The sequence below is a fragment of the Streptosporangium roseum DSM 43021 genome (assembly GCF_000024865.1).
GTDB classification, from domain to species: Bacteria; Actinomycetota; Actinomycetes; order Streptosporangiales; family Streptosporangiaceae; genus Streptosporangium; species Streptosporangium roseum.
On the sequence record NC_013595.1, the window covers coordinates 4,445,362 to 4,464,603 of the forward strand.

A 19,242-nucleotide genomic window follows, 5' to 3' on the forward strand; every position below is an offset into this window, starting at 1 on the left:
CAGTGTGGAGATCCCGTCCTTCAGGACGGAGAGGAAACGCGGTGCAGCGCCACGCGAGATTTTTTCGAACACCCGTACGACTCTGGTCGCGCTGCGCCATGATACGCGCCATGGCCCGGCGTGTGAAGCAGGCTTCCAAACACCGTCGCTCAGGGCTCGCCGTGGATGAGGTCCCTGTGGATGTCCGCCAGGGGCACCCCGCTCCGCTGGAGCCTGCGGACGGCCTCGTTGACCATGGCGACCGGGCCGCAGACGTAGACGTCGTGGTCGGCCCAGGAGTGGAAGCGCTCCATCACCTCCGGCACCCGCCCCCGCATGCCGTCGTAGCCGGGCTGGTCGGAGACCACGGGCACGACTCTCAGCCAGGGGAAGGCGGACTCCATCCGGAGCAGGTCGGGCAGGTCGTACAGCTCCCGCGAATTGCGCGCGCCGCACAGCAGGTGGATGTTGGGCCGCCGCCCCGAGGCGATCACGTGCTCCACGATGGCCTTGAGCGGGGCGAGCCCGGTGCCTCCCGCGACGCACAGGATGTCGCGGCCGGAGTCGGCGGGGGTCATCGTGCCGACCGCCGGGCCGAGCGTCAGGGTGTCGCCGATCCTGGTGTGCTCGACCAGGGCGGAGGAGACCCAGCCGCCGGGGACCGCCCGGACGTGCAGGCGGACCGTGTTGTCCTCCCGTGGCGCGTTGGCGATGGAGAACGTCCGCCAGACGCGCGGCCAGCGCGGGGTCTGCACGTTGACGTACTGGCCCGGCAGGTACGGCAGGCGCTGGCCGGGACGTAACGTGATCACCGCGATGTCCGGCGTGCGGAGCTCGTGGTCGATCACCTCGGCCGGCCACCAGGCGGGCGAGACCCCCGAGTCGGACTCGGCTGAATCGATCATGAGTTTGGCGGCGACCGTGTACGCGGACACCCACGCCGCCTCGATCTCGGCGGTCCACAGCTCGGCGGCGAAGCGCCTGACCGTGGCCAGCAGCGCGTTGCCGACCGCGGTGTAGTGCTCGGCGATCACCCCGTACTTGCGGTGGTCGCGCCCGAGCTGCCCGAGGAAGGACGACAGGCTGTCCGGGCTGTCGAGACTCCAGACGATCCTGGTCAGAGCGGTGAACAGGCGGTCGCGCTGGACGTCCATGGCCGGCGGGAACAGTCCCCGCAGGTGCGGACTCTCGGCGAACAGGCGGCCGTAGAAGTATGCCGCGGCCTTGTCCGCGACGGGCTCGACGACGGCGAAGCTTTCCTTGACGAGACGCGGATTCAAAGACATGTGACCGAACCCACCCTAATTGATCGGATCAGAGTCCGATCATGCAGATCCACCTCCCTGACGGTTCCGGGTGATGAGCGTCCGGCGGCCCCGGCGCACCTGGACGCTCGAATTTAAGTCTTCCATCACCATGTGGACGTCACAACCGTTTCCCCGTAATATAGTGCGAATTCAAACTATCTGTAATGGGAAAGTTATTGTCCGTGACCGCACCACTTGTTTTCTGCGGGATAAGCGAATAAGAATCACATTCATCCGAAGTCGCCGATTTACCCGATCTGTAGATCCGTGTCATGGTCCCCACCTCGGGCTCCAGGGGCTCCGGCCCTCCCCGGGCGGGGGCGGGGGCGGCTCCCGGCGAGACGACACTGATACCTCAGATGCGTGACATAACCGAAATGGTGTGCGTCATGATAGGGATCCTGCCGGAGATGGGATGGGTGCCGCCCGAAATAGGGAACACCGCCTTCCGCATGGCCCCCTGGAGAACGTATGTCCCGACCCCTGATCGGTATCACCGCCTACCTTGAGGCCGCCCGCTGGGGCACCTGGGTCCGTGAGGCCGTCCTGTCGCCCCCCTCCTACGCCCGCGCGGTCGAGAAGGCGGGCGGCCTGCCGGTGCTGCTGCCGCCGCTGAACCTGGGCGGCGTCGACGACTACGCGCGAGAGCTGTCCGGAGTGATCTTCGCCGGTGGCGGCGAGCTCGACCCGTCCCTGTACGGCGCGGCCCGCGAGGACCGGGGCGAGGACCTCCAGCCCCACCGCGACCGCTTCGAGCTGGCGCTGGCCCGCGCCGCGGTCCAGGCCGACCTGCCGCTGCTCGCGGTCGCCCGCGGCATGCACGTCCTGAACGTCGCGCAGGGGGGCAGCCTGATCCCCTGGCTTCCCGAGGCGGTCGACCACGACCGCCACGTCGCCGCCGGCCGCGCGCACCTCATCCAGATCAGCGTGTCGAGCAAGCTGGGCAAGGCGGTGGGCGACCGCGCAGAGGTGACCGCCCCCCACCACCAGGCGCTCAAGCGGCTCGGCGCGGGACTGCAGGCCGTGGCGTGGGCCGACGACCAGATCGTCGAGGGGGTCGAGCTGCAGGGACACCGCTTCGCCGTCGGCGTCCAGTGGCACCCCGAGCGCGGGGAGGACAACCGGCTCGTCGAGGCGCTGGTCGAGGCCGCCACCGGCTGATCCGGACCGCCGCCGGGTAATGTGCGGTCATGCCGTTGCACCCCCAGGCCGAGGCCTACCTGAAGCTGTTCCCGACGGATCTCGAGACGCCTGTCTCCTCGCTCACCCCCGAGGTGATCGCCCAGATGCGGACCTTGGACGGCTTCGCCGAGCAGCGGGGGCCGATCGTGCCGCTGCCGGTCGTCAGGGACGAGGTCGTGGAAGGGGTGCCGGTCCGGGTCTACCGGCCGGAGGAGGGCGACCACCCGCTCCCCGCGATCGTCTACTTCCACGGCGGAGGCTGGGTGTTCGGCAGCGTGGCCCGGAACGACGCGCTCGGCCGCGACCTGGCCGTGCGCAACGGGGCGGTCGTGGTCTCGGTGGACTACCGGCTCGCCCCCGACCATCCCTTCCCGGCCGCGGCCGACGACGCGTGGACCGTGGTCAAGGACGTCTTCGCCCGCGCCGGGGCCTACGGGGCCGACCCGGGGCGGATCGCCGTCTGCGGCGACAGCGCCGGCGGCAACGTGGCCGCCGTGGCGGCCTGGCAGGCCCGGGACGCGGGGCTCCGGCTGGTCCACCAGCTGCTGGTCTACCCGGTGACCGACGTCGCCATGGACACCCGGAGCTACCGCGACCACGCCACCGGCTTCGGGCTCGGCGCCGACGAGATGGCCTGGTTCATCGAGCAGTACGGCGGGGACCCGGCCGACCCCAGGCTGGCCCCGCTCCGGCTCGCCGACAAGACGGGCCTGGCCCCGGCGACGGTGATCACCGCCGAGTACGACCCGCTCTGCGACGAGGGCGAGGCCTACGCCGCCCAGCTCGCGGCGGCGGGGGTCCCGGTCGAGCTCAGACGCTACGGAGGGGCCATCCACGGCTTCTTCGGCCTGCCCGGCTTCTTCGACCAGGCGGTCGAGGCGCGCGAGTACGCCGCCCTGCGGCTCGGGGAGGCCTTCCGGTGAGGGACTACGAGAAGCTGAAGATCGACTGGGCCGCTGACGGAGTGCTCCGGATCGTGCTCAGCGAGCCGCGCAGGCTCAACGCCGTGGACATGACCGGCCATCGCGAGCTCGCCGAGGTCTGGCGGGACGTCGACCGTGACGACGACGTGCGCGCGGTCGTCATCCGCGGCGAGGGCGAGGCGTTCTCCGCCGGCGGCGACCTGTCGATGATCGAGGAGATGACGCGCGACCACGGCACGCGCCTGCGCGTCTTCGCCGAGGCACGCGACATCGTCTACAACGTGCTCAACTGCGCCAAGCCGGTCGTCTCGGCCATCCAGGGCCCCGCGGTGGGCGCGGGGCTCGCGGTCGCGCTGCTGGCCGACATCTCCGTCGCCGGCCGTACGGCCCGCATCATCGACGGCCACACCCGGCTGGGCGTCGCGGCCGGCGACCACGCCGCCATCGTCTGGCCGCTGCTGTGCGGGCTGGCCAAGGCCAAATACCACCTGCTGCTGTGCGAGCCGGTCACCGGCGAGCAGGCGGAGGCGATGGGCCTGGTCAGCCTCTGCGTCGACGACGACCAGGTGCACGAAAGGGCCCTGGAGATCGCCTCCCGGCTGGCCGGCGGCTCCGCCGAGGCGATCCGCCTGACGAAATACTCCCTCAACAACTGGCTCCGTCTCGCCGGCCCCTCCTTCGATGCCTCCCTGGCCATGGAGTTCCTCGGGTTCACCGGGCCGGACGTGGCCGAGGGCGTGCGGGCCGTCCGCGAGAAGCGGCCGCCCAGGTTCGGCTGACCGGGCATCGGGCCGGAGGAGGCGGGCGGTTCCCGCATGCCGTCCGCCTCTGGCCGGAATGACGCTTCCATTCCGGTCATACGCTCGTCATCGCCGGCCGTACGCTCGTCATCGCCTGATCCCGGGCAGCCGTCCGGCCGCCTTCGCCGGCATGCCGCCGGTCATCGGAGGGCGTGCCGCCGCGGGGTGCGCGGGCGGAACCCGGGATCGCGCGCCCCGCGGCCCGTTCAGGCCGGGAAGCGCTTGTGCAGGGCGGCCAGCCCCGGTTCGAAGATGCCGCGGGTGACGATCTTGGCCATCTTCGCCGCGTCGTCGGCCTCGAAGGTGGCCGACCACTCGATGAAGGCCTGGCCGCTGTCGGTGACGGGGGAGACCCGGTAGAGGCCCCGGTAGTCCCGGACCGGCAACGGGCTCTCGAAGATCTCGTAGGTGGCCGAGCGGGAGCCGTCGTCGACGGTGAGCAGCCGTTCCCGGAAGGTGCCGCCCGGGCCCTCGATCCTGCGCACCGCCCCGGGCCGGAGCGCGTCGCCCTCCTCGATCTCGCAGAGGGTGATCCCGGGCAGCCATTCGGCCAGGTTGCCGAAGTCCCTGAGGTACCCCCACACCTCCTCGGCTGAGGCGTTGACCACGGTGCTGGCGTAGGCGGACATGGGCCGCTCCCTCGTGTTCGTCCCGACCTGCTCATGATCTGCCCGCACGGGCCGCCCCGCAATCGGCTCAGAAGCTTCTGGGCAGTCCCAGCACCTGGGTGGCGAGGTAGTTGAGCAGAAGCTCCTCGGTGACCGGGGCGACCTTGCCGATGCGGGCGTCGGCAAGCAGGCGGGCGACCGGGTACTCCAGCGAGTAGGCCATGCCGCCGTGGGTCTGGAAGGCGTGGTCGGCCGCCTCCCAGGCCGCCTGGGAGGCGGTCAGCTTGGCGATGTTGGCCTCGGTGCCGCACGGCAGCTGCCGGTCGAACAGCCAGGCGGCCTTGTAGAGCATCAGCCTGGCCAGCTCGATCTTCGCCTTGACCTGGGCCAGGGGGAAGGAGATGGCCTGGTTGGCGCCGATCGGGCGGCCGAAGACCTCGCGCTCCTTGGCGTACTGCACGGCCACCCTCAGCGCGACCTCGGCGCCGCCCAGGGCGGAGGCCGCCAGCAGGACGCGTTCGGGGTTGAGGATGTCCCACAGCACCAGCGCGCCCTGGTCGACCTCGCCCACGACGTTGGCCGAGGGCACCCGCAGGTCGTCGATGAAGACCATGTTGGACGGGGTGGTGTTGGCGCCCATCTTCGGGATCGGCTGGAAGGAGAGCCGCCCGGCGGCGACCGCCTCGGGCACGTTGACCAGGAAGACCGTCATGCCGTTGGTGCGCGGCCTGGCCTCGGCGGCCGGGACGGTCCGGGTGACCAGCAGCATCCAGGTGGCGCGCTGCACACCGGTGATCCAGATCTTCTGGCCGTTGACGACGAACTCGTCGCCGTCGCGGCGGGCGAAGGTGGTGATGCCCAGGGCGTTGGATCCGGCGTCGGGCTCGGTCAGGGCGAAGCAGGTCTCCAGCTCGCCGGTGGCGAGCTTGGGCAGCAGCTCGTCGCGCTGCCACCGGCTGCCGTGCCTGGCCAGGGTCATGGCGCCGAAGCCCGGGGTGAGGACGTAGGTGAACGCCGACCCCCCGGCGGAGCCGGACGCCGACAGCGTCTCGGTGGCCACGGCCAGCTCGAGCAGCCCCTGGCCGCCTCCGCCGTACTCCTCCGGGACGGCCAGGCCGAGCCAGCCGCCCTTGGCCAGCTCCGCCCAGACCTCCTCGGGCCAGCGCTTCTCGCTCTCGCAGCGCTGCCAGTAGTCCAGGTCGTAGCGCGAGCAGATGTCGGCGACACCGCGCTGGACGGCGAGGGCGCTGTCGGGAAGAGTGAAGTCCACCGTGATCAACTCCGTTCTCGTTGCGTGCGCAATAGTAGAACGGAGTTCTGTTCGGGCTCCAGCCCCGGAGCGGGGCCACCCGGCCCGGATCCGGTCCCGGCAGGGGGACCGGTACGGCGGGGCGCCTCCCGGCTCAGGCCGGGTCGGCCATGCCCTCCCGGGGCCTGCGCGCGTGGTAGACGAAGGCCGGGGGGAGATTGCCCCACACCGTACGGCCCACGACGACCTCCTCGAAGGTGTCGAGCAGGCGCTGCCGGAAGCGCTGCGCGGGGGGCAGGCGCTTGGCGAAGCTGTAGGCGAAGGTGGTGAAGGCCGTGTTCGAATCCATGATCGCGGTGACGGCGGTCATCAGGCGGGTCTGCGTCTCCTCCGAGAACGCCGCCCAGGGGAGCCCGCTCACGATCGCGTCGGCCTTGTAGAAACCGCGACCCTCCAGCAACTGCGGCAGCCGCGCCGCGTCGTCGACCACGACGTCCACCTTCGGGTGCCGGGCGGCGAGGAAGTCGGCCAGCCTCGGGTTGATCTCGACAGCCATGTGGTGTCCCCGGCCGGCCAGCCGCCGCTGGATCTCCGCCGTGAACGCGCCGGTGCCGGGCCCCAGCTCGACGATCACCGGGTCGCCCCGGTGGGGGACCGGTGTCGTCACCGTCTCGGCGAGCCGTCGTGAGCTCGGTGCCACCGCCCCGACCGTCCCCGGCGAACGCATCCACTGACCCAGGAACAGCGTGGTGTCATTGGTCATGCTGTGAAGGGTAGAGGCTCCCCGAGGCGCGCGCCCCCGCCATTCGGTCGATCTTCCGGCCACTTGGAGGAGGAGGCGCCCTCCTGGAGGATGAGAGAGCCGGGACCGGACCCCGATACCTTTTTCCCCATGCGATCCCGTGGTCCGGTCCTGGACATCTGCCTGGCCGCCGCGGGAGTCGTTCTCGACCTGCTGATCTCGGGCAAGTCCGGCCAGAGCGGCACGGCGCCCTGGTGGGTCGCGGGGGCCTTCGCGCTGCTCGCCGGGGTCCCCCTGGGATTCGTCCGGCGCCGCCCGTTCGCGGTCTGCCTCCACCAGGCGATCTTCCTGGTCGTGTGCGACCAGCTCGGCGCCCACACCTCCAACACGCTGCAGATCCTGCTCCCCGTCGCGGTGGCGACGCTCGCCTACCGCGGCACCTGGCGATGGATCGCCCCGGCCGCCGTCCTGACCGGCGTCGCCACGGCGATCAACCTCGCCGACCCCGGGATCGCCTTCACCGCCGGCACCTGGTACCTGCCGATCGGGATGAGCGCCGTCCCGGTCGTCATCGGCCGCTACCTGCGCAGCCCCATCGAGCCGGTGTCCGAGGTGGAGCGGCGTCCCGGCCTCGACCTGCTGCTCGCGGGCGGCGGGGTGGCCTTCATGGTGCTCGACACCTGGACGGAGTGGGACAGCGGGCAGCTGCCGGTCTGGGCGGCCGGCTGGTTCGCCATCGGCTGCGGGCTCACCGCCGGCCTGGTGCGCAGCCTGCCCGCCACGGCGTTCGCGCTGCAGGCGCTGCTGGTGCTCCTGGCCGACCAGAACGCGGGGTTCGCCGCCAACTCGATGCAGGGGCTGTTCCTGGTCACGCTCGGCGCGTTCGCGATGCGCGCCCCGTGGTCCTGGACGGCCGCCGCCTACCTGATCGCCAGTGGCGTGACCGCGCTGAACATCGTCGGAGGCGAGCTGTCACACGTCACCCCGCCCCGGGTGGCCGCGCTGCTGGCGATGGTGGCGGCACCCATCGTCATCGGCCGCTACGTCGGCGTCCGCCGGGCCGCGGCGGATCTGGAGCTGGCCATGGCGGAGGAGGCCAGGCAGCTCACCGCCGAGCGCGCCCGGGCCGACCTGCTGGCCGAGCGCGAGCGCATCGCCCGCGACGTCCACGACATCGTGGCCCACCATGTCGGCGCCATGGTGCTGCGGGCGGGCGCCGCCCAGTACGCGGCGCCCTCCGGCCCGGTGGCCGAGGCGCTGTCGGACATCCGGTCCACCGGCCACCAGGTGCTGGAGGACCTGCGCGGCCTGCTCAACGTGCTGCGCGACCCGGATCTCGCCCACCTGCCCGTGGCCGACCCCGAGGAGGTGGTGCGCGACGCGGTGGAGCGGATGAACGCGGCCGGGCTGAGGGTCGAGCTCCGCCTCGGCCCGGAGGCCGAGCTCGCCCCCCTGGTGACCCGGGCCTCGGCCGCCCGGATCGTCCAGGAGGGCCTGACCAACGTCCTCAAGCACGCCGGCCCCGGCACCTCGGCGGTCGTCGAGCTTGCGGTGGCCGGCGGCTCGCTCGGGGTGAACGTGCTCAGCGGCGCGCCTCCCGGCCCCCGCGACGCGCTGCCCTCCTCCGGCCAGGGCATCGCGGGCATGCGGGAACGGGCCAGGGCGCTCGGCGGAGACCTCTCCGCCGGTCCCGACGGGGCCGGCGGCTGGCGGCTGGCGGCGACGCTCCCCCTGGAACGCGCCGACCGCGTGGGCGCGGAGACCCCTTCGCGCAGGAGACTGCCCTGGTGGCGTGAGGAAAGTGAGACCTCGTGAGCGAGTGCGGTGTCGCCGGGATCCCGGAGCCGTCCGGGGAGGCCCCGTGATCAGGGTTGTCATCGCCGACGACCAGGCGCTCGTGCGCGCGGGCGTGCGGATGCTGCTGCAGGCCGCCGGGGAGATGGAGGTCTGCGGCGAGGCCGTCGACGGGGCGCAGGCCGTCCAGCAGGCCGAGCTGCTCCGCCCCGACGTGCTGCTGATGGACCTGCGCATGCCCAGGATGGACGGGCTGGAGGCGACCCGGCGGATCCTGGGGTCCTGGCCCGCCGCGCGGATCGTGATCCTCACCACCTTCGCCGAGGACGAGAACGTCTACGCCGCGCTGCGCGCCGGGGCGATCGGCTTCCTGGTCAAGGACGACGAGCCGGAGAGGATGGTCGACGCCGTGCGCAGGGCCGCCGCCGGGGAGCCGCTGCTGGCCCCCTCGGTGCTGCGCCGCGTGGTCGAGCGCGCGCTCGCCGCCGAGGAGCAGGCCGCCGTGCAGGTCCCGGCCGGGCTCACCGACCGCGAGCTGGAGGTCCTGGCGCTGGTCGGGGTGGGGCTGTCCAACGCGGAGATCGCCGACGCCCTCCACGTGGGCGTCACCACCGTCAAGACCCACGTCTCGACCGCCATGGACAAGCTGGGCCTGCGCAACCGCACCCAGGCCGCGGTGGTCGCGCACCGGATCGGCCTGGTCGACGCGGGGTTCCGGCCGGTCGCGAATCCACCACGAGGCGGATCGAGGAGTCACCCCCCAGGCTGACGACCCGGGGTGCCCGCCGCCGCCACGATGTGCTCCGAACCACTCACCGGAGGAAGGACACATCTCATGCAGGAGGTCGTCACCCCGCCGTCCGCAGCACAGGGCCGCCCCGTTTCCGCGGGCCTGCTCTACGGCCTGCGCATCCTGGTCACCGCCCAGGCGGTCGCCCTGGTCGTCGCCGCCTCCTTCGCCGGCCAGGCCGTGCAGGGCGGGGCGGAGCTGGCGGAGACCCACGTCATGGTCGGGATGGTGGTGCACCTGATCGCGCTGCTGCAGATCGTCGCGGCCGTGCTGGTCTGGCGGCCGGGCCGGGGGGCGGGGTGGCCCGCGCTGGCCAGCCTGGGCCTGTTCCTGATCGGCATGGGCCAGCACTTCAGCTGGGAGATGCTCGGCACCCACGTGCCCAGCGGGCTGGCCCTGTTCGGCCTGGCCGTGGCCGTGCTGATCTGGGCCTGGTCGCCTCGCGCGGCCGTACGCCGCTCCTGAGCTTCACCGAGGCGCCACCGCGGCCCACAGGGGCCTCGGTGGCGCCTCGGCGTGTTTTCCGCCCGGTCGCGTCCGTCCGGCGCCCTGGGGCGGGCTGGGCTCCCGCTGGGCCGTCCCAGGCCGTCACGGCCTCGGTCCCCGCCGCGCGTCCGGGAGAATCCCCTGGCCGGGGCCGGCCGCGCCGGTCCGGAGGACGGATCCGGAACAGGCGAAACGGTCCGTGCGCCCCCCGCACCGGTAGGGTCGGCATCAAGTGCGGGAGGGGAGACATACGGGTGAATCCGGAAGCATCGGGAGCCGAAGATCGGATCTGGACGGTTCCCAACGCGTTGAGCCTGGCCAGGCTCCTCGGCGTGCCGGTCTTCCTCTGGCTGGTGCTGGGGCCCAAGGCCGACGGCTGGGCCGTCGCGTTGCTGATGCTGGCGGGGTTCTCCGACTGGCTCGACGGCAAGATCGCCCGTGCGTGGAACCAGACCAGCAGGCTCGGCCGCCTGCTCGACCCGCTGGCCGACCGGCTCTACATCCTGGCCACCCTGTTCGGCCTGGCCATGCGGGACATCATCCCCTGGTGGCTGGCGCTGGCGATCCCGCTGCGCGACGTCATGCTGCTGGGCATCCCGCCCATCCTGCGCCGCCTGGGGTACGGCCCGGCGCTGCCGGTGCACTTCCTCGGCAAGGCCGCCACCGCCAACCTGCTCTACTCCTTCCCCCTGCTCTTCCTCGCCCACCACGACGCCTGGTACGCGGATGTGGCCGGAATCGTCGGCTGGTCGCTCGCGATCTGGGGCACAGGTCTGTACTGGTGGTCCGGGGTGCTGTATTGGGTACAGGTGCGGCAGCTCGCCAAAGGAGCCAAACGCCTTAAGAGGTGATGTGTGAAGGCCGTCGTGATGGCGGGCGGGGAGGGGACACGGCTCCGGCCGATGACCGCCAACCAGCCCAAACCCCTGTTGCCCGTGATCAACCGGCCGATCATGGAGCATGTGCTCCGCCTGCTGAGACGGCACGGGCTCACCGAGACCGTGGTGACCGTGCAGTTCCTGGCGGCCCTGGTCCGCAACTACTTCGGCGACGGCGACGAGCTCGGCATGAGCCTGTACTACGCCACCGAGGACACCCCGCTCGGCACCGCCGGCAGCGTCAAGAACGCCGCCGACAAGCTCCGCGACGACCGCTTCCTGGTCATCTCCGGCGACGCGCTCACCGACATCGACCTGACCGACATGATCCGGTTCCACCGTGAGAACGGCGCGCTGGTCACCATCGGGCTCAAACGGGTGCCCAACCCGCTGGAGTTCGGCATCGTCATCGTCGACGACCACGGCCGGGTGGAGCGCTTCCTGGAGAAGCCCACCTGGGGCCAGGTCTTCTCCGACACCGTCAACACCGGCATCTACGTGATGGAGCCGGAGGTCCTCGACGAGATAGCCGCCGGCGTGCCGGTCGACTGGTCGGCGGACGTCTTCCCCCGCCTGCTGGCGCGCGGCGCCCCCCTGTACGGCTACGTCGCCGAAGGCTACTGGGAGGACGTCGGCACCCACGAGAGCTACCTCAGGGCCCAGGCCGACGTGCTGTCCGGCCGGGTCAGGGTGGACACCGACGCCTTCGAGGTCTCGCCCGGCGTATGGGTGGCCGAGGGCGCCTCGGTGGACACCGACGCCGTGCTCAAGGGCCCGCTCTACATCGGCGACTACGCCAAGGTCGAGGCGGGGGCCGAGCTGCGCGAATACACCGTCCTGGGCAGCAACGTGGTGGTCCGCGAGGGCGCCTTCCTGCACCGCGCCGTCGTCCACGACAACGTCTACGTCGGGCCCCGCGCCCACCTGCGCGGCTGCGTCGTCGGCAAGAACACCGACCTGATGACCGGCGTCAGGATCGAGGAGAGCGCCGTCGTCGGCGACGAGTGCATCATCGAGGCCGAGGCCTACGTCTCCTCCGGGGTCAAGGTCTACCCGTTCAAGACCATCGAGGCCGGGGCGGTGGTCAACACCAGCGTCATCTGGGAGCCGCGCGGCCAGCGCAACCTGTTCGGCCCGCGCGGCGTGTCCGGGCTGGTCAACGTGGAGATCACCCCCGAGCTGTGCGTACGGCTGGCCAGCGCCTACGCCACAACGCTCAAGAAGGGCGCCTCGGTCATCACCTCCCGCGACTCCTCGCGCGCCGCGCGGGCGCTGAAGCGGGCCGTGATCAGCGCCCTGAACGCCAGCGCGATCAACGTGCTCGACCTGGAGGCGGCCCCGCTGCCGGTCACCCGCTTCCACACCGCCAGGGAGAACGCCGTCGGCGGCATCGCGCTGCGCACCACCCTGGGGGACCCGCAGAGCGTGGACATCGTCTTCATGGACGAGCGCGGCGCGGACCTGTCCCAGGCGGCCCAGCGCAAGCTGGACCGGGTCTTCTCCCGGCAGGAGTTCCGCCGGGCCTTCCCCGGCGAGATCGCCGAGCTCAGCTTCCCCGCCAGGGCCGTCGAGGACTACACCCACGAGCTGCTGCGCTGCGTCGACATGGCCGGGGTCCGCGACGCCGACATGAAGGTCGTGGTGGACTGCGCGGGCGGCACCTCCTCCCTGGTGCTCCCCAGCCTCCTCGGCCGGGTGGGGGTGGACGTGCTCACCGTCAACAACCGGCTGGACGACGCCTCGCCCACCGAGACCCTCGCCGAGCGCCGGCGTGACCTGCAGCGCCTGTCGGAGCTCGTCAGCTCCTCCAGGGCGGCCTTCGGGGTGCGGTTCGACCCCGTGGGGGAGCGGGTCGCGCTCGTCGACGAGATGGGCCAGCTGATCAGCGAGGAGCGCGCCCTGCTGGTGGTGCTGGACCTGGTCGCCGCCGAGCGGCGCGGCGGCCGCGTGGCGCTGCCGGTCACCACCACCCGCGTGGCCGAGCAGGTCTCCCGCTTCCACGGGGTGCAGGTCGAATGGACCTCCACCGCGATCGACGCGCTCACCGCCTCCGCCCGGGGCCAGGACATGATCTTCGCGGCGGACGGGCGGGGCGGCTTCGTCGTGCCCGAGTTCGGCCCCACGGTGGACGGCCTGGCGGTGTTCCTGCGCCTGCTCGGCCTGGTCGCCAGGACCCGGCTGTCGCTCAGCCAGATCGACGCCAGGATCCCCGAGGCCAAGCTGCTTCGCCGTACCGTCCCGACCCCCTGGGCGGCCAAGGGGGTGGTGATGCGCTCGGTGATCGAGGCCGCCGAGCACCACCGCATCGACACCACCGACGGGGTACGGGTGGTGGCCGAGGACGGCAGCTGGGCGCTGGTGCTGCCCGACCCGGCCGAGGCCGTCACCCACCTGTGGGCCGAGGGGACGGACGTCGACTCGGCGCAGAGCCTGCTGGAGCACTGGGCGCGGGTGGTGGAGGAGGCGGCGGCCACGTGAGGGAGCCCGGCCGCCGGGGCCGGCCCGGCGCTCCGGGCGGCGGGGAGGGACACCCGGCGCCGCGGGACGCGGGGCGGTCCGCGCGACCAGGTGTGACAAACCCCGCGCGGCGGCATGGACCGGGGGCGCCACCCGGCTGTAACTTTGTCACCGACCGAACCCGCGGTCGAGCGTCTGCCTTGATCTCTGCTTCTCAACGGTGTATGTTGCGGCATTCGCAGTCTGAGAAAATACTTGAGAAGCGAAGAAGCGAGGCGCGCATCCCTGAGTACCGTTGCCGCGTCTTCGCGGTAGGAGGCCGAGCCGATCGATGCCGAGCGTCTACTGCACGCAGTGCGGTCATGCCAACCCTGAGGATGCCCGTTTCTGTTCACGATGCGGGTCGCCGCTGACCAGGGCCGTCGACACCCCCGGAGACAGCACCTCGACCATCTCCCTCTCCGGGATCGAGGCCTATGAGGCGGAGACCGGAGAGACGCTTCTCGCCGAGCGGCACGCCGTCGAGCAGCTGCCCCCGGGCACCGCTCTGCTGGTCGCCATGCGCGGTCCCAACGCCGGTAGCCGCTTCCTGCTGGACAGCGATCTCACCACCGTGGGCCGCCACCCGGAGAGTGACATCTTCCTCGACGACATCACCGTGTCGCGCCGCCATGTGGAGTTCTACCGCCGCGGCGGCGGCGTCTTCACCGTCCGTGACGTCGGCAGCCTGAACGGCACCTACGTCAACCGCGAGCGGATCGAGGAGGTCCCGCTGTACGGCGGGGACGAGGTCCAGATCGGCAAGTTCCGGCTGGTCTTCCTCACCCGTGGCGCCGCTGGAGGATGATGAGCTCGCAGGCCGCTCGTGCGCACATGAGCATCGGGGAGGTGCTCGCTCTCCTGCAGGGCGAGTTCCCCGATGTCAGCATCTCCAAGATTCGTTTCCTGGAGGGCGAGGGGTTGATCGAGCCGGAGCGCAGTCCCTCCGGCTATCGAAAATTCACCTACGCCGACGTCGAGCGGCTCCGCTACATCCTCAGCGAGCAGCGTGACCGCTACCTGCCGCTGCGTGTGATCAAGGATCAGCTTGAGGCGGCCGACCGCGAGGAGCGGCCGGTCGCGCGCCCGCGCGCCGTCCCCGACGACGCGCCCCCCGAGGTCCGCCTCACCCGTGAGGAGCTGCTCGCCGCCGCCGAGCTCAACGAGGAGACCCTCGCCGAGCTGGAGGACTACGGCCTGCTGGCCGCGGTGGCCCGCTACTACGACGCCGAGGCCCTGGCCGTGGCCCGCAGTGTCGGGGCCCTCGCCGCCTTCGGGCTGCACGCCCGCCACCTGCGTGCGGTCAAGGCCGCCGCCGAGCGCGAGGCCGGCCTCGTGGAGCAGGCCATCGCCCCGCTGCTGCGCCGTCGCGGCCCCGGCGCCATCGACCGGGCCGACGAGACGGCCAGGGAGATTTCCGGCCTCCTGCTGGAATTGCACGCCTCTCTGCTGCGTTCCGGCGTGCGTGGGGTGCTGGGCCGGTGACAACCTGACCAGGCACTCGTACCCCCACGAGTGTTACGTTGAACAAACCGGTCGGAATCCAGCGAAGACGGAGCAGCCCGTGTTGCAGATGGAGGTCGTGGGCGTTCGGGTTGAGATGCCCTCCAACCAGCCAATTGTTCTGCTGAAGGAGGCACATGGGGAGCGTTACCTGCCGATCTGGATCGGCATGACGGAGGCGACGGCGATCGCCATGGCCCAGGCCGAGGAGCCGCCGCCGCGGCCGCTCACTCACGACCTGTTCCGTGACGTGCTCGACGCGCTCGGCGTCCGGCTGAGCACGGTGAACATCGTGGCCCTCCGTGACGGGATCTTCTTCGCCGACCTCGTGTTCTCCAACGGGGTCGAGGTGAGTGCCCGTCCCTCTGACTCGATCGCCTTGGCACTTCGCACCGGCGCACGTATCTTCGCCAGTGAGGACGTGGTCCGGGAGGCCGGGGTGATCATCCCTGACGACCAGGAGGACGAGGTGGAGAAGTTCAGGGAGTTCCTTGACACAATCACGCCCGAGGACTTCGGTCGCGCGGGGTAGGAATTTCGGTGCATTTACGCTTCACGACGCGCCGAGTGGGGTCGTTGACTGAGCTTGGCCCCAGTCCTACGGTGCAAGTGAAACCCACGGCCGTGCGCAAACCCCCAGATCAGGCCGTGGGATGAGAGAAAGCCGGAGGTCCGCGTGGCGGTCAGCAGCGGCGAGGGTAGAAACGCCGATCAGGATGACCCGGAACGGCGCCAGTCGGCACGTCAGCGCGCGGGTGAAGAGGGTCTGCTTTTCGACGGGCAGCCGGTGAAAGCGCCCGCCGACATCGGATATCGAGGGCCCACCGCGTGCGCGGCCGCCGATATCACCTATCGGCAGCTGGACTACTGGGCGCGCACCGGCCTGGTCGAGCCCACCGTGCGGGCCGCCCACGGCTCGGGTTCCCAGAGACTGTACGGCTTCCGCGACATCCTGGTGCTCAAGGTCGTCAAACGACTGCTCGACACCGGCGTCTCCCTCCAGCAGATCCGCATCGCCGTACAGCACCTGCGTGACCGAGGTGTCAACGACCTCGCCCAGATCACACTGATGAGCGACGGGGTCAGCGTCTACGAGTGCACCTCGCCCGACGAGGTCATCGACCTTCTCCAGGGCGGTCAGGGCGTCTTCGGTATCGCGCTGGGCCGGGTGTGGCAGGAGGTGGAGGGCTCCCTCGCGGATCTTCCCGGCGAGCGCGCGGAGTCCGGCCAGGGCCCTTTAGACGATCATCACGCCGATGAGCTGGCCCGCCGCCGCAGAGCTCGGCGTACGGGGTAAAGTTAGTCTCGCTGCTGACCCTGTGCGGGAGAGACCCCGACATGATCGGGGCGCCGAAGGAGCAACCTCCCCGGAATCTCTCAGGCACCCGGTACCGCACGGACGAGGCGACTCTGGAAAGCAGGTGCGTCCGCCAGGCGCGTCTCACCGACGGTGAAAGCCTCCCCGGCAAGGGGGGGTGAAGCTCTCAGGTCGAGGTGACAGAGGGGGAGATCCGGCATACGCCCGCGCCCAGCGCCGGTCTCCACCACCTCGGGAGGCTTCCCATGACCGACCTGTCACCGCTCAGCGAGCTCATCTCTCCGCCGTTCGCCACCCGCCATATCGGGCCCGCGGACGCCGACCAGACCCGCATGCTGGAGGCGGTCGGATTCGCCTCCACCGCCGACCTGGTCGCGGTGACCGTGCCGGAGGCGATCCGGGCCAAGGACCGCCTCCGCCTGCCCCCGGCGGCGAGCGAGACCGAGGCACTCGCCGAGCTGCGCGCCCTGGCCGCGCGCAACAGCGTGCTCACCTCGATGATCGGCCTGGGCTACCACGACACGATCACCCCGGGCGTCATCCGGCGCAACCTCCTGGAGAACCCGGGCTGGTACACCGCCTACACGCCCTACCAGCCGGAGATCTCCCAGGGCCGGCTGGAGGCCCTGATCAACTTCCAGACGGTCGTCTCCGACCTGACCGCGCTCGACGTCGCCGGCGCCTCCCTGCTGGACGAGGCCACCGCCGCCGCCGAGGCGATGACCCTGGCCCGCCGCGCCGGCCGTGCCAAGTCGGACGTGTTCGTGGTGGACGCAGACGCGCTGCCGCAGACCAAGGCCGTGCTGCGCACCAGGGCCGAGCCGCTCGGCATCGAGCTGGTCGAGAGCGACTTCACCGCCGAGCTCCCCGAGTGCTTCGGCGTGCTCGTGCAGTATCCCGGCGCCAGCGGGCGGGTCAGGGACTTCCGCTCCATCGCCGACGCCGCCCACGCGCGCGGCGCCCAGGTGGTCGCCGCCGCCGACCTGCTGGCCCTCACCCTGCTCGCCGCGCCCGGCGAGTTCGGCGCCGACATCGCGATCGGCTCCTCCCAGCGCTTCGGCGTCCCGCTGGGCTTCGGCGGCCCGCACGCGGCCTACATGGCCGTCCGGGACGGCCTGCAGCGGCAGATGCCGGGCCGGCTGGTGGGCGTCTCCCAGGACGCCGACCTGCGTCCCGCATACCGGCTCGCGCTGCAGACCCGTGAGCAGCACATCCGCCGGGAGAAGGCGACCAGCAACATCTGCACCGCGCAGGTCCTCCTCGCGGTGATCGCCGGCATGTACGCCGTCTACCACGGGCCCGAGGGCCTGCGCCGGATCGGCCGGCGCATCCACCGGCACGCCGTCGTGCTCGCCGAGGGGCTGCGCCACGGCGGCGTCGAGGTCGTGCACGACACCTTCTTCGACACCGTGCTCGCCCGCGTGCCCGGCCGCGCGGCCGAGGTCGTCGCCGCGGCCCGCGACAACGGGGTCAACCTGCGCCTGGTCGACGCCGACCACGTGGGCGTCACCTGCGACGAGAAGACCGAGCTCCTCCACCTGGAGCAGGTCCTGGCCGCCTTCGAGGTCAGCGGCGCGGTCCTGACCGACCTGGACGCCGCCGCGCACGACGCGCTGCCCGCCGCCCTGGCGCGTGTCAGCGACTACCTGACCCACCCGGTCTTCCACAGCCACCGGTCCGAGACGTCCATGCTGCGCTACCTGCGCAGGCTCCAGGACAAGGACATCGCGCTCGACCGGTCGATGATCCCGCTGGGCTCCTGCACCATGAAGCTCAACGCGACCACCGAGATGGAGCCGATCACCTGGCCGGAGTTCGCCGGGCTGCACCCCTACGCCCCGGAGGAGCAGGCCGCGGGCTACCTTGAGCTGATCAAGGAGCTGGAGGGCTGGCTGGCCGAGGTCACCGGCTACGACGCCGTGTCGATCCAGCCCAACGCGGGCTCCCAGGGCGAGTTCGCCGGCCTCCTGGCGATCCGCGCCTACCACAAGGCGCGCGGTGAGTCCGGCCGCGACGTCTGCCTGATCCCGTCCTCCGCGCACGGCACCAACGCCGCCAGCGCCGTCATGGCGGGCATGCGCGTCGCCGTGGTCGCCTGCGACGACGAGGGCAACGTGGACCTCGACGACCTCAACGCCAAGATCGACAAGCACCGCGGCCAGCTCGCCGCGATCATGGTGACCTACCCCTCCACGCACGGCGTCTACGAGGAGACCATCACCCAGATCTGCGAGCGGGTGCACGAGGCCGGCGGCCAGGTCTACGTCGACGGCGCCAACCTCAACGCGCTGGTCGGCCTGGCCAAGCCGGGCGAGTTCGGGGCGGACGTGTCCCACCTGAACCTGCACAAGACCTTCTGCATCCCGCACGGCGGCGGCGGCCCGGGCGTCGGCCCCGTCGCGGTCCGCGCGCACCTCGCCGACTACCTGCCCGGCCACCCGCTGCGCGAGGGCTCGGCGGTCGGCCCGGTCTCGGCGGCGCCGTACGGCTCGGCGGGCATCCTGCCCATCTCCTGGGCCTACATCCGGATGATGGGCACCGAAGGCCTCACTGCGGCCACCGAGCAGGCCATCCTGTCGGCCAACTACCTGGCACGCCGGCTGGCCCCGCACTACCCGGTCCTCTACACCGGCCGTGGCGGCCTGGTCGCCCACGAGTGCATCGTCGACCTGCGCCAGATCACCAAGGAGACCGGCGTGACCGTGGACGACGTGGCCAAGCGCCTCGTCGACTACGGCTTCCACGCGCCGACCATGTCCTTCCCGGTGGCCGGCACGCTGATGATCGAGCCGACCGAGAGCGAGGACCTGGCCGAGCTCGACCGCTTCTGCGACGCGATGATCGCGATCCGGGGCGAGATCGGGAAGGTCGCCTCCGGGGCCTACGACAGGGTGGACAACCCGCTGCGCAACGCCCCGCACACGGCCGACTGCCTGGTCGCCGACGAGTGGGCCCACCCCTACACCCGCACCGAGGCGGCCTACCCGCTGCCGTCGGTGCGCGAGGGCAAATACTGGTCGCCGGTCCGCCGCATCGACCAGGCCTACGGCGACCGCAACCTGGTGTGCTCCTGCCCGCCGCTGGAGGCCTACGAGGACTGATCCCCGCCCGCTGAGGCCCGCGTCTCCCGGCGCGGGCCCGTATTTTCCGCCCCCGCGCGGGGGACGGGCGTGGCCCCGAGTCGTTA

17 protein-coding genes and 1 riboswitch are annotated in these 19,242 nt (G+C 71.4%); of the genes, 13 read left to right on the plus strand and 4 right to left on the minus strand.

The window, feature by feature from the left end; genetic code table 11:
* Positions 1 to 149 precede the first annotated feature (149 nt).
* Positions 150 to 1,265: a globin domain-containing protein gene (locus SROS_RS19370; RefSeq protein ID WP_012890639.1), complete on the minus strand. Its 1,116-nt coding sequence runs from the start codon at positions 1,263 to 1,265 to the stop codon at positions 150 to 152.
* A 492-nt stretch (positions 1,266 to 1,757) separates the two neighbouring features.
* Here SROS_RS19370 and SROS_RS19375 point away from each other — a divergent pair, with 492 nt between their 5' ends.
* Genes SROS_RS19375 through SROS_RS19385 form a run of 3 tightly spaced genes read left to right on the plus strand, consistent with a single transcriptional unit; the run spans position 1,758 to position 4,170 of the window.
* Positions 1,758 to 2,447, plus strand: coding sequence for a gamma-glutamyl-gamma-aminobutyrate hydrolase family protein (locus SROS_RS19375; RefSeq protein WP_012890641.1), 690 nt, complete (start codon positions 1,758 to 1,760; stop codon positions 2,445 to 2,447).
* Between the two features lie 29 nt (positions 2,448 to 2,476).
* The gene (locus SROS_RS19380; protein WP_012890642.1) at positions 2,477 to 3,391 is read left to right on the plus strand and encodes an alpha/beta hydrolase; all 915 of its coding nucleotides are present in this window, start codon (positions 2,477 to 2,479) and stop codon (positions 3,389 to 3,391) included.
* Entirely contained in the window at positions 3,388 to 4,170 is a 783-nt protein-coding gene (locus SROS_RS19385; RefSeq protein WP_012890643.1) for an enoyl-CoA hydratase/isomerase family protein, read from the plus strand. Before SROS_RS19380 ends, SROS_RS19385 begins: the two co-directional genes overlap by 4 nt.
* A gap of 227 nt (positions 4,171 to 4,397) precedes the next feature.
* Here the strand turns inward: SROS_RS19385 and SROS_RS19390 are convergent, their stop codons facing one another.
* The 3 genes from SROS_RS19390 to SROS_RS19400 form a co-directional block, all read right to left on the minus strand.
* On the minus strand, positions 4,398 to 4,820 hold the full coding sequence (locus tag SROS_RS19390; protein WP_012890644.1) for an SRPBCC family protein: 423 nt from the start codon (positions 4,818 to 4,820) through the stop codon (positions 4,398 to 4,400).
* A gap of 67 nt (positions 4,821 to 4,887) precedes the next feature.
* A complete protein-coding gene (locus tag SROS_RS19395) occupies positions 4,888 to 6,069 on the minus strand; it encodes an acyl-CoA dehydrogenase family protein (RefSeq protein ID WP_012890645.1) in 1,182 nt (393 codons plus the stop codon).
* A 133-nt stretch (positions 6,070 to 6,202) separates the two neighbouring features.
* Entirely contained in the window at positions 6,203 to 6,811 is a 609-nt protein-coding gene (locus tag SROS_RS19400) for a class I SAM-dependent methyltransferase (protein WP_012890646.1), read from the minus strand.
* 129 nt (positions 6,812 to 6,940) lie between these two features.
* On the opposite strand from SROS_RS19400, the gene SROS_RS19405 reads away from it, so the two are divergent.
* The 10 genes from SROS_RS19405 to gcvP all read left to right on the plus strand — a co-directional run bounded on the left by SROS_RS19405 (position 6,941) and on the right by gcvP (position 19,156).
* Positions 6,941 to 8,605, plus strand: a complete 1,665-nt coding sequence (locus SROS_RS19405) for a sensor histidine kinase (protein ID WP_148269132.1) — start codon at positions 6,941 to 6,943, stop codon at positions 8,603 to 8,605.
* 46 nt (positions 8,606 to 8,651) lie between these two features.
* A complete protein-coding gene (locus SROS_RS19410) occupies positions 8,652 to 9,353 on the plus strand; it encodes a response regulator (RefSeq protein ID WP_012890648.1) in 702 nt (233 codons plus the stop codon).
* A gap of 66 nt (positions 9,354 to 9,419) precedes the next feature.
* Positions 9,420 to 9,839 (plus strand): hypothetical protein, encoded by a 420-nt coding sequence (locus SROS_RS19415; RefSeq protein ID WP_012890649.1) that lies wholly within the window; start codon positions 9,420 to 9,422, stop codon positions 9,837 to 9,839.
* Positions 9,840 to 10,114: 275 nt separating this feature from the next.
* Entirely contained in the window at positions 10,115 to 10,711 is a 597-nt protein-coding gene (gene clsA / locus SROS_RS19420; RefSeq protein WP_012890650.1) for a cardiolipin synthase ClsA, read from the plus strand.
* A gap of 3 nt (positions 10,712 to 10,714) precedes the next feature.
* Entirely contained in the window at positions 10,715 to 13,216 is a 2,502-nt protein-coding gene (locus SROS_RS19425; RefSeq protein WP_043652372.1) for a mannose-1-phosphate guanyltransferase, read from the plus strand.
* Between the two features lie 310 nt (positions 13,217 to 13,526).
* Positions 13,527 to 14,042: a double zinc ribbon and FHA domain-containing protein gene (locus SROS_RS19430; protein WP_012890652.1), complete on the plus strand. Its 516-nt coding sequence runs from the start codon at positions 13,527 to 13,529 to the stop codon at positions 14,040 to 14,042.
* Between the two features lie 26 nt (positions 14,043 to 14,068).
* Positions 14,069 to 14,719 carry a transcriptional regulator FtsR gene (gene ftsR / locus SROS_RS19435; protein WP_043652374.1) on the plus strand — a complete coding sequence of 217 codons (651 nt, stop codon included), beginning with the start codon at positions 14,069 to 14,071 and terminating at the stop codon, positions 14,717 to 14,719.
* Positions 14,720 to 14,798: 79 nt separating this feature from the next.
* Positions 14,799 to 15,269: a bifunctional nuclease family protein gene (locus SROS_RS19440; protein ID WP_086012361.1), complete on the plus strand. Its 471-nt coding sequence runs from the start codon at positions 14,799 to 14,801 to the stop codon at positions 15,267 to 15,269.
* A 144-nt stretch (positions 15,270 to 15,413) separates the two neighbouring features.
* Positions 15,414 to 16,034, plus strand: a complete 621-nt coding sequence (locus SROS_RS19445) for a MerR family transcriptional regulator (protein WP_012890655.1) — start codon at positions 15,414 to 15,416, stop codon at positions 16,032 to 16,034.
* 15 nt (positions 16,035 to 16,049) lie between these two features.
* Positions 16,050 to 16,141: riboswitch (glycine riboswitch) on the plus strand.
* 159 nt (positions 16,142 to 16,300) lie between these two features.
* Positions 16,301 to 19,156 (plus strand): aminomethyl-transferring glycine dehydrogenase, encoded by a 2,856-nt coding sequence (gcvP, locus tag SROS_RS19450; protein ID WP_012890657.1) that lies wholly within the window; start codon positions 16,301 to 16,303, stop codon positions 19,154 to 19,156.
* The last annotated feature ends 86 nt before the right edge of the window (positions 19,157 to 19,242 follow it).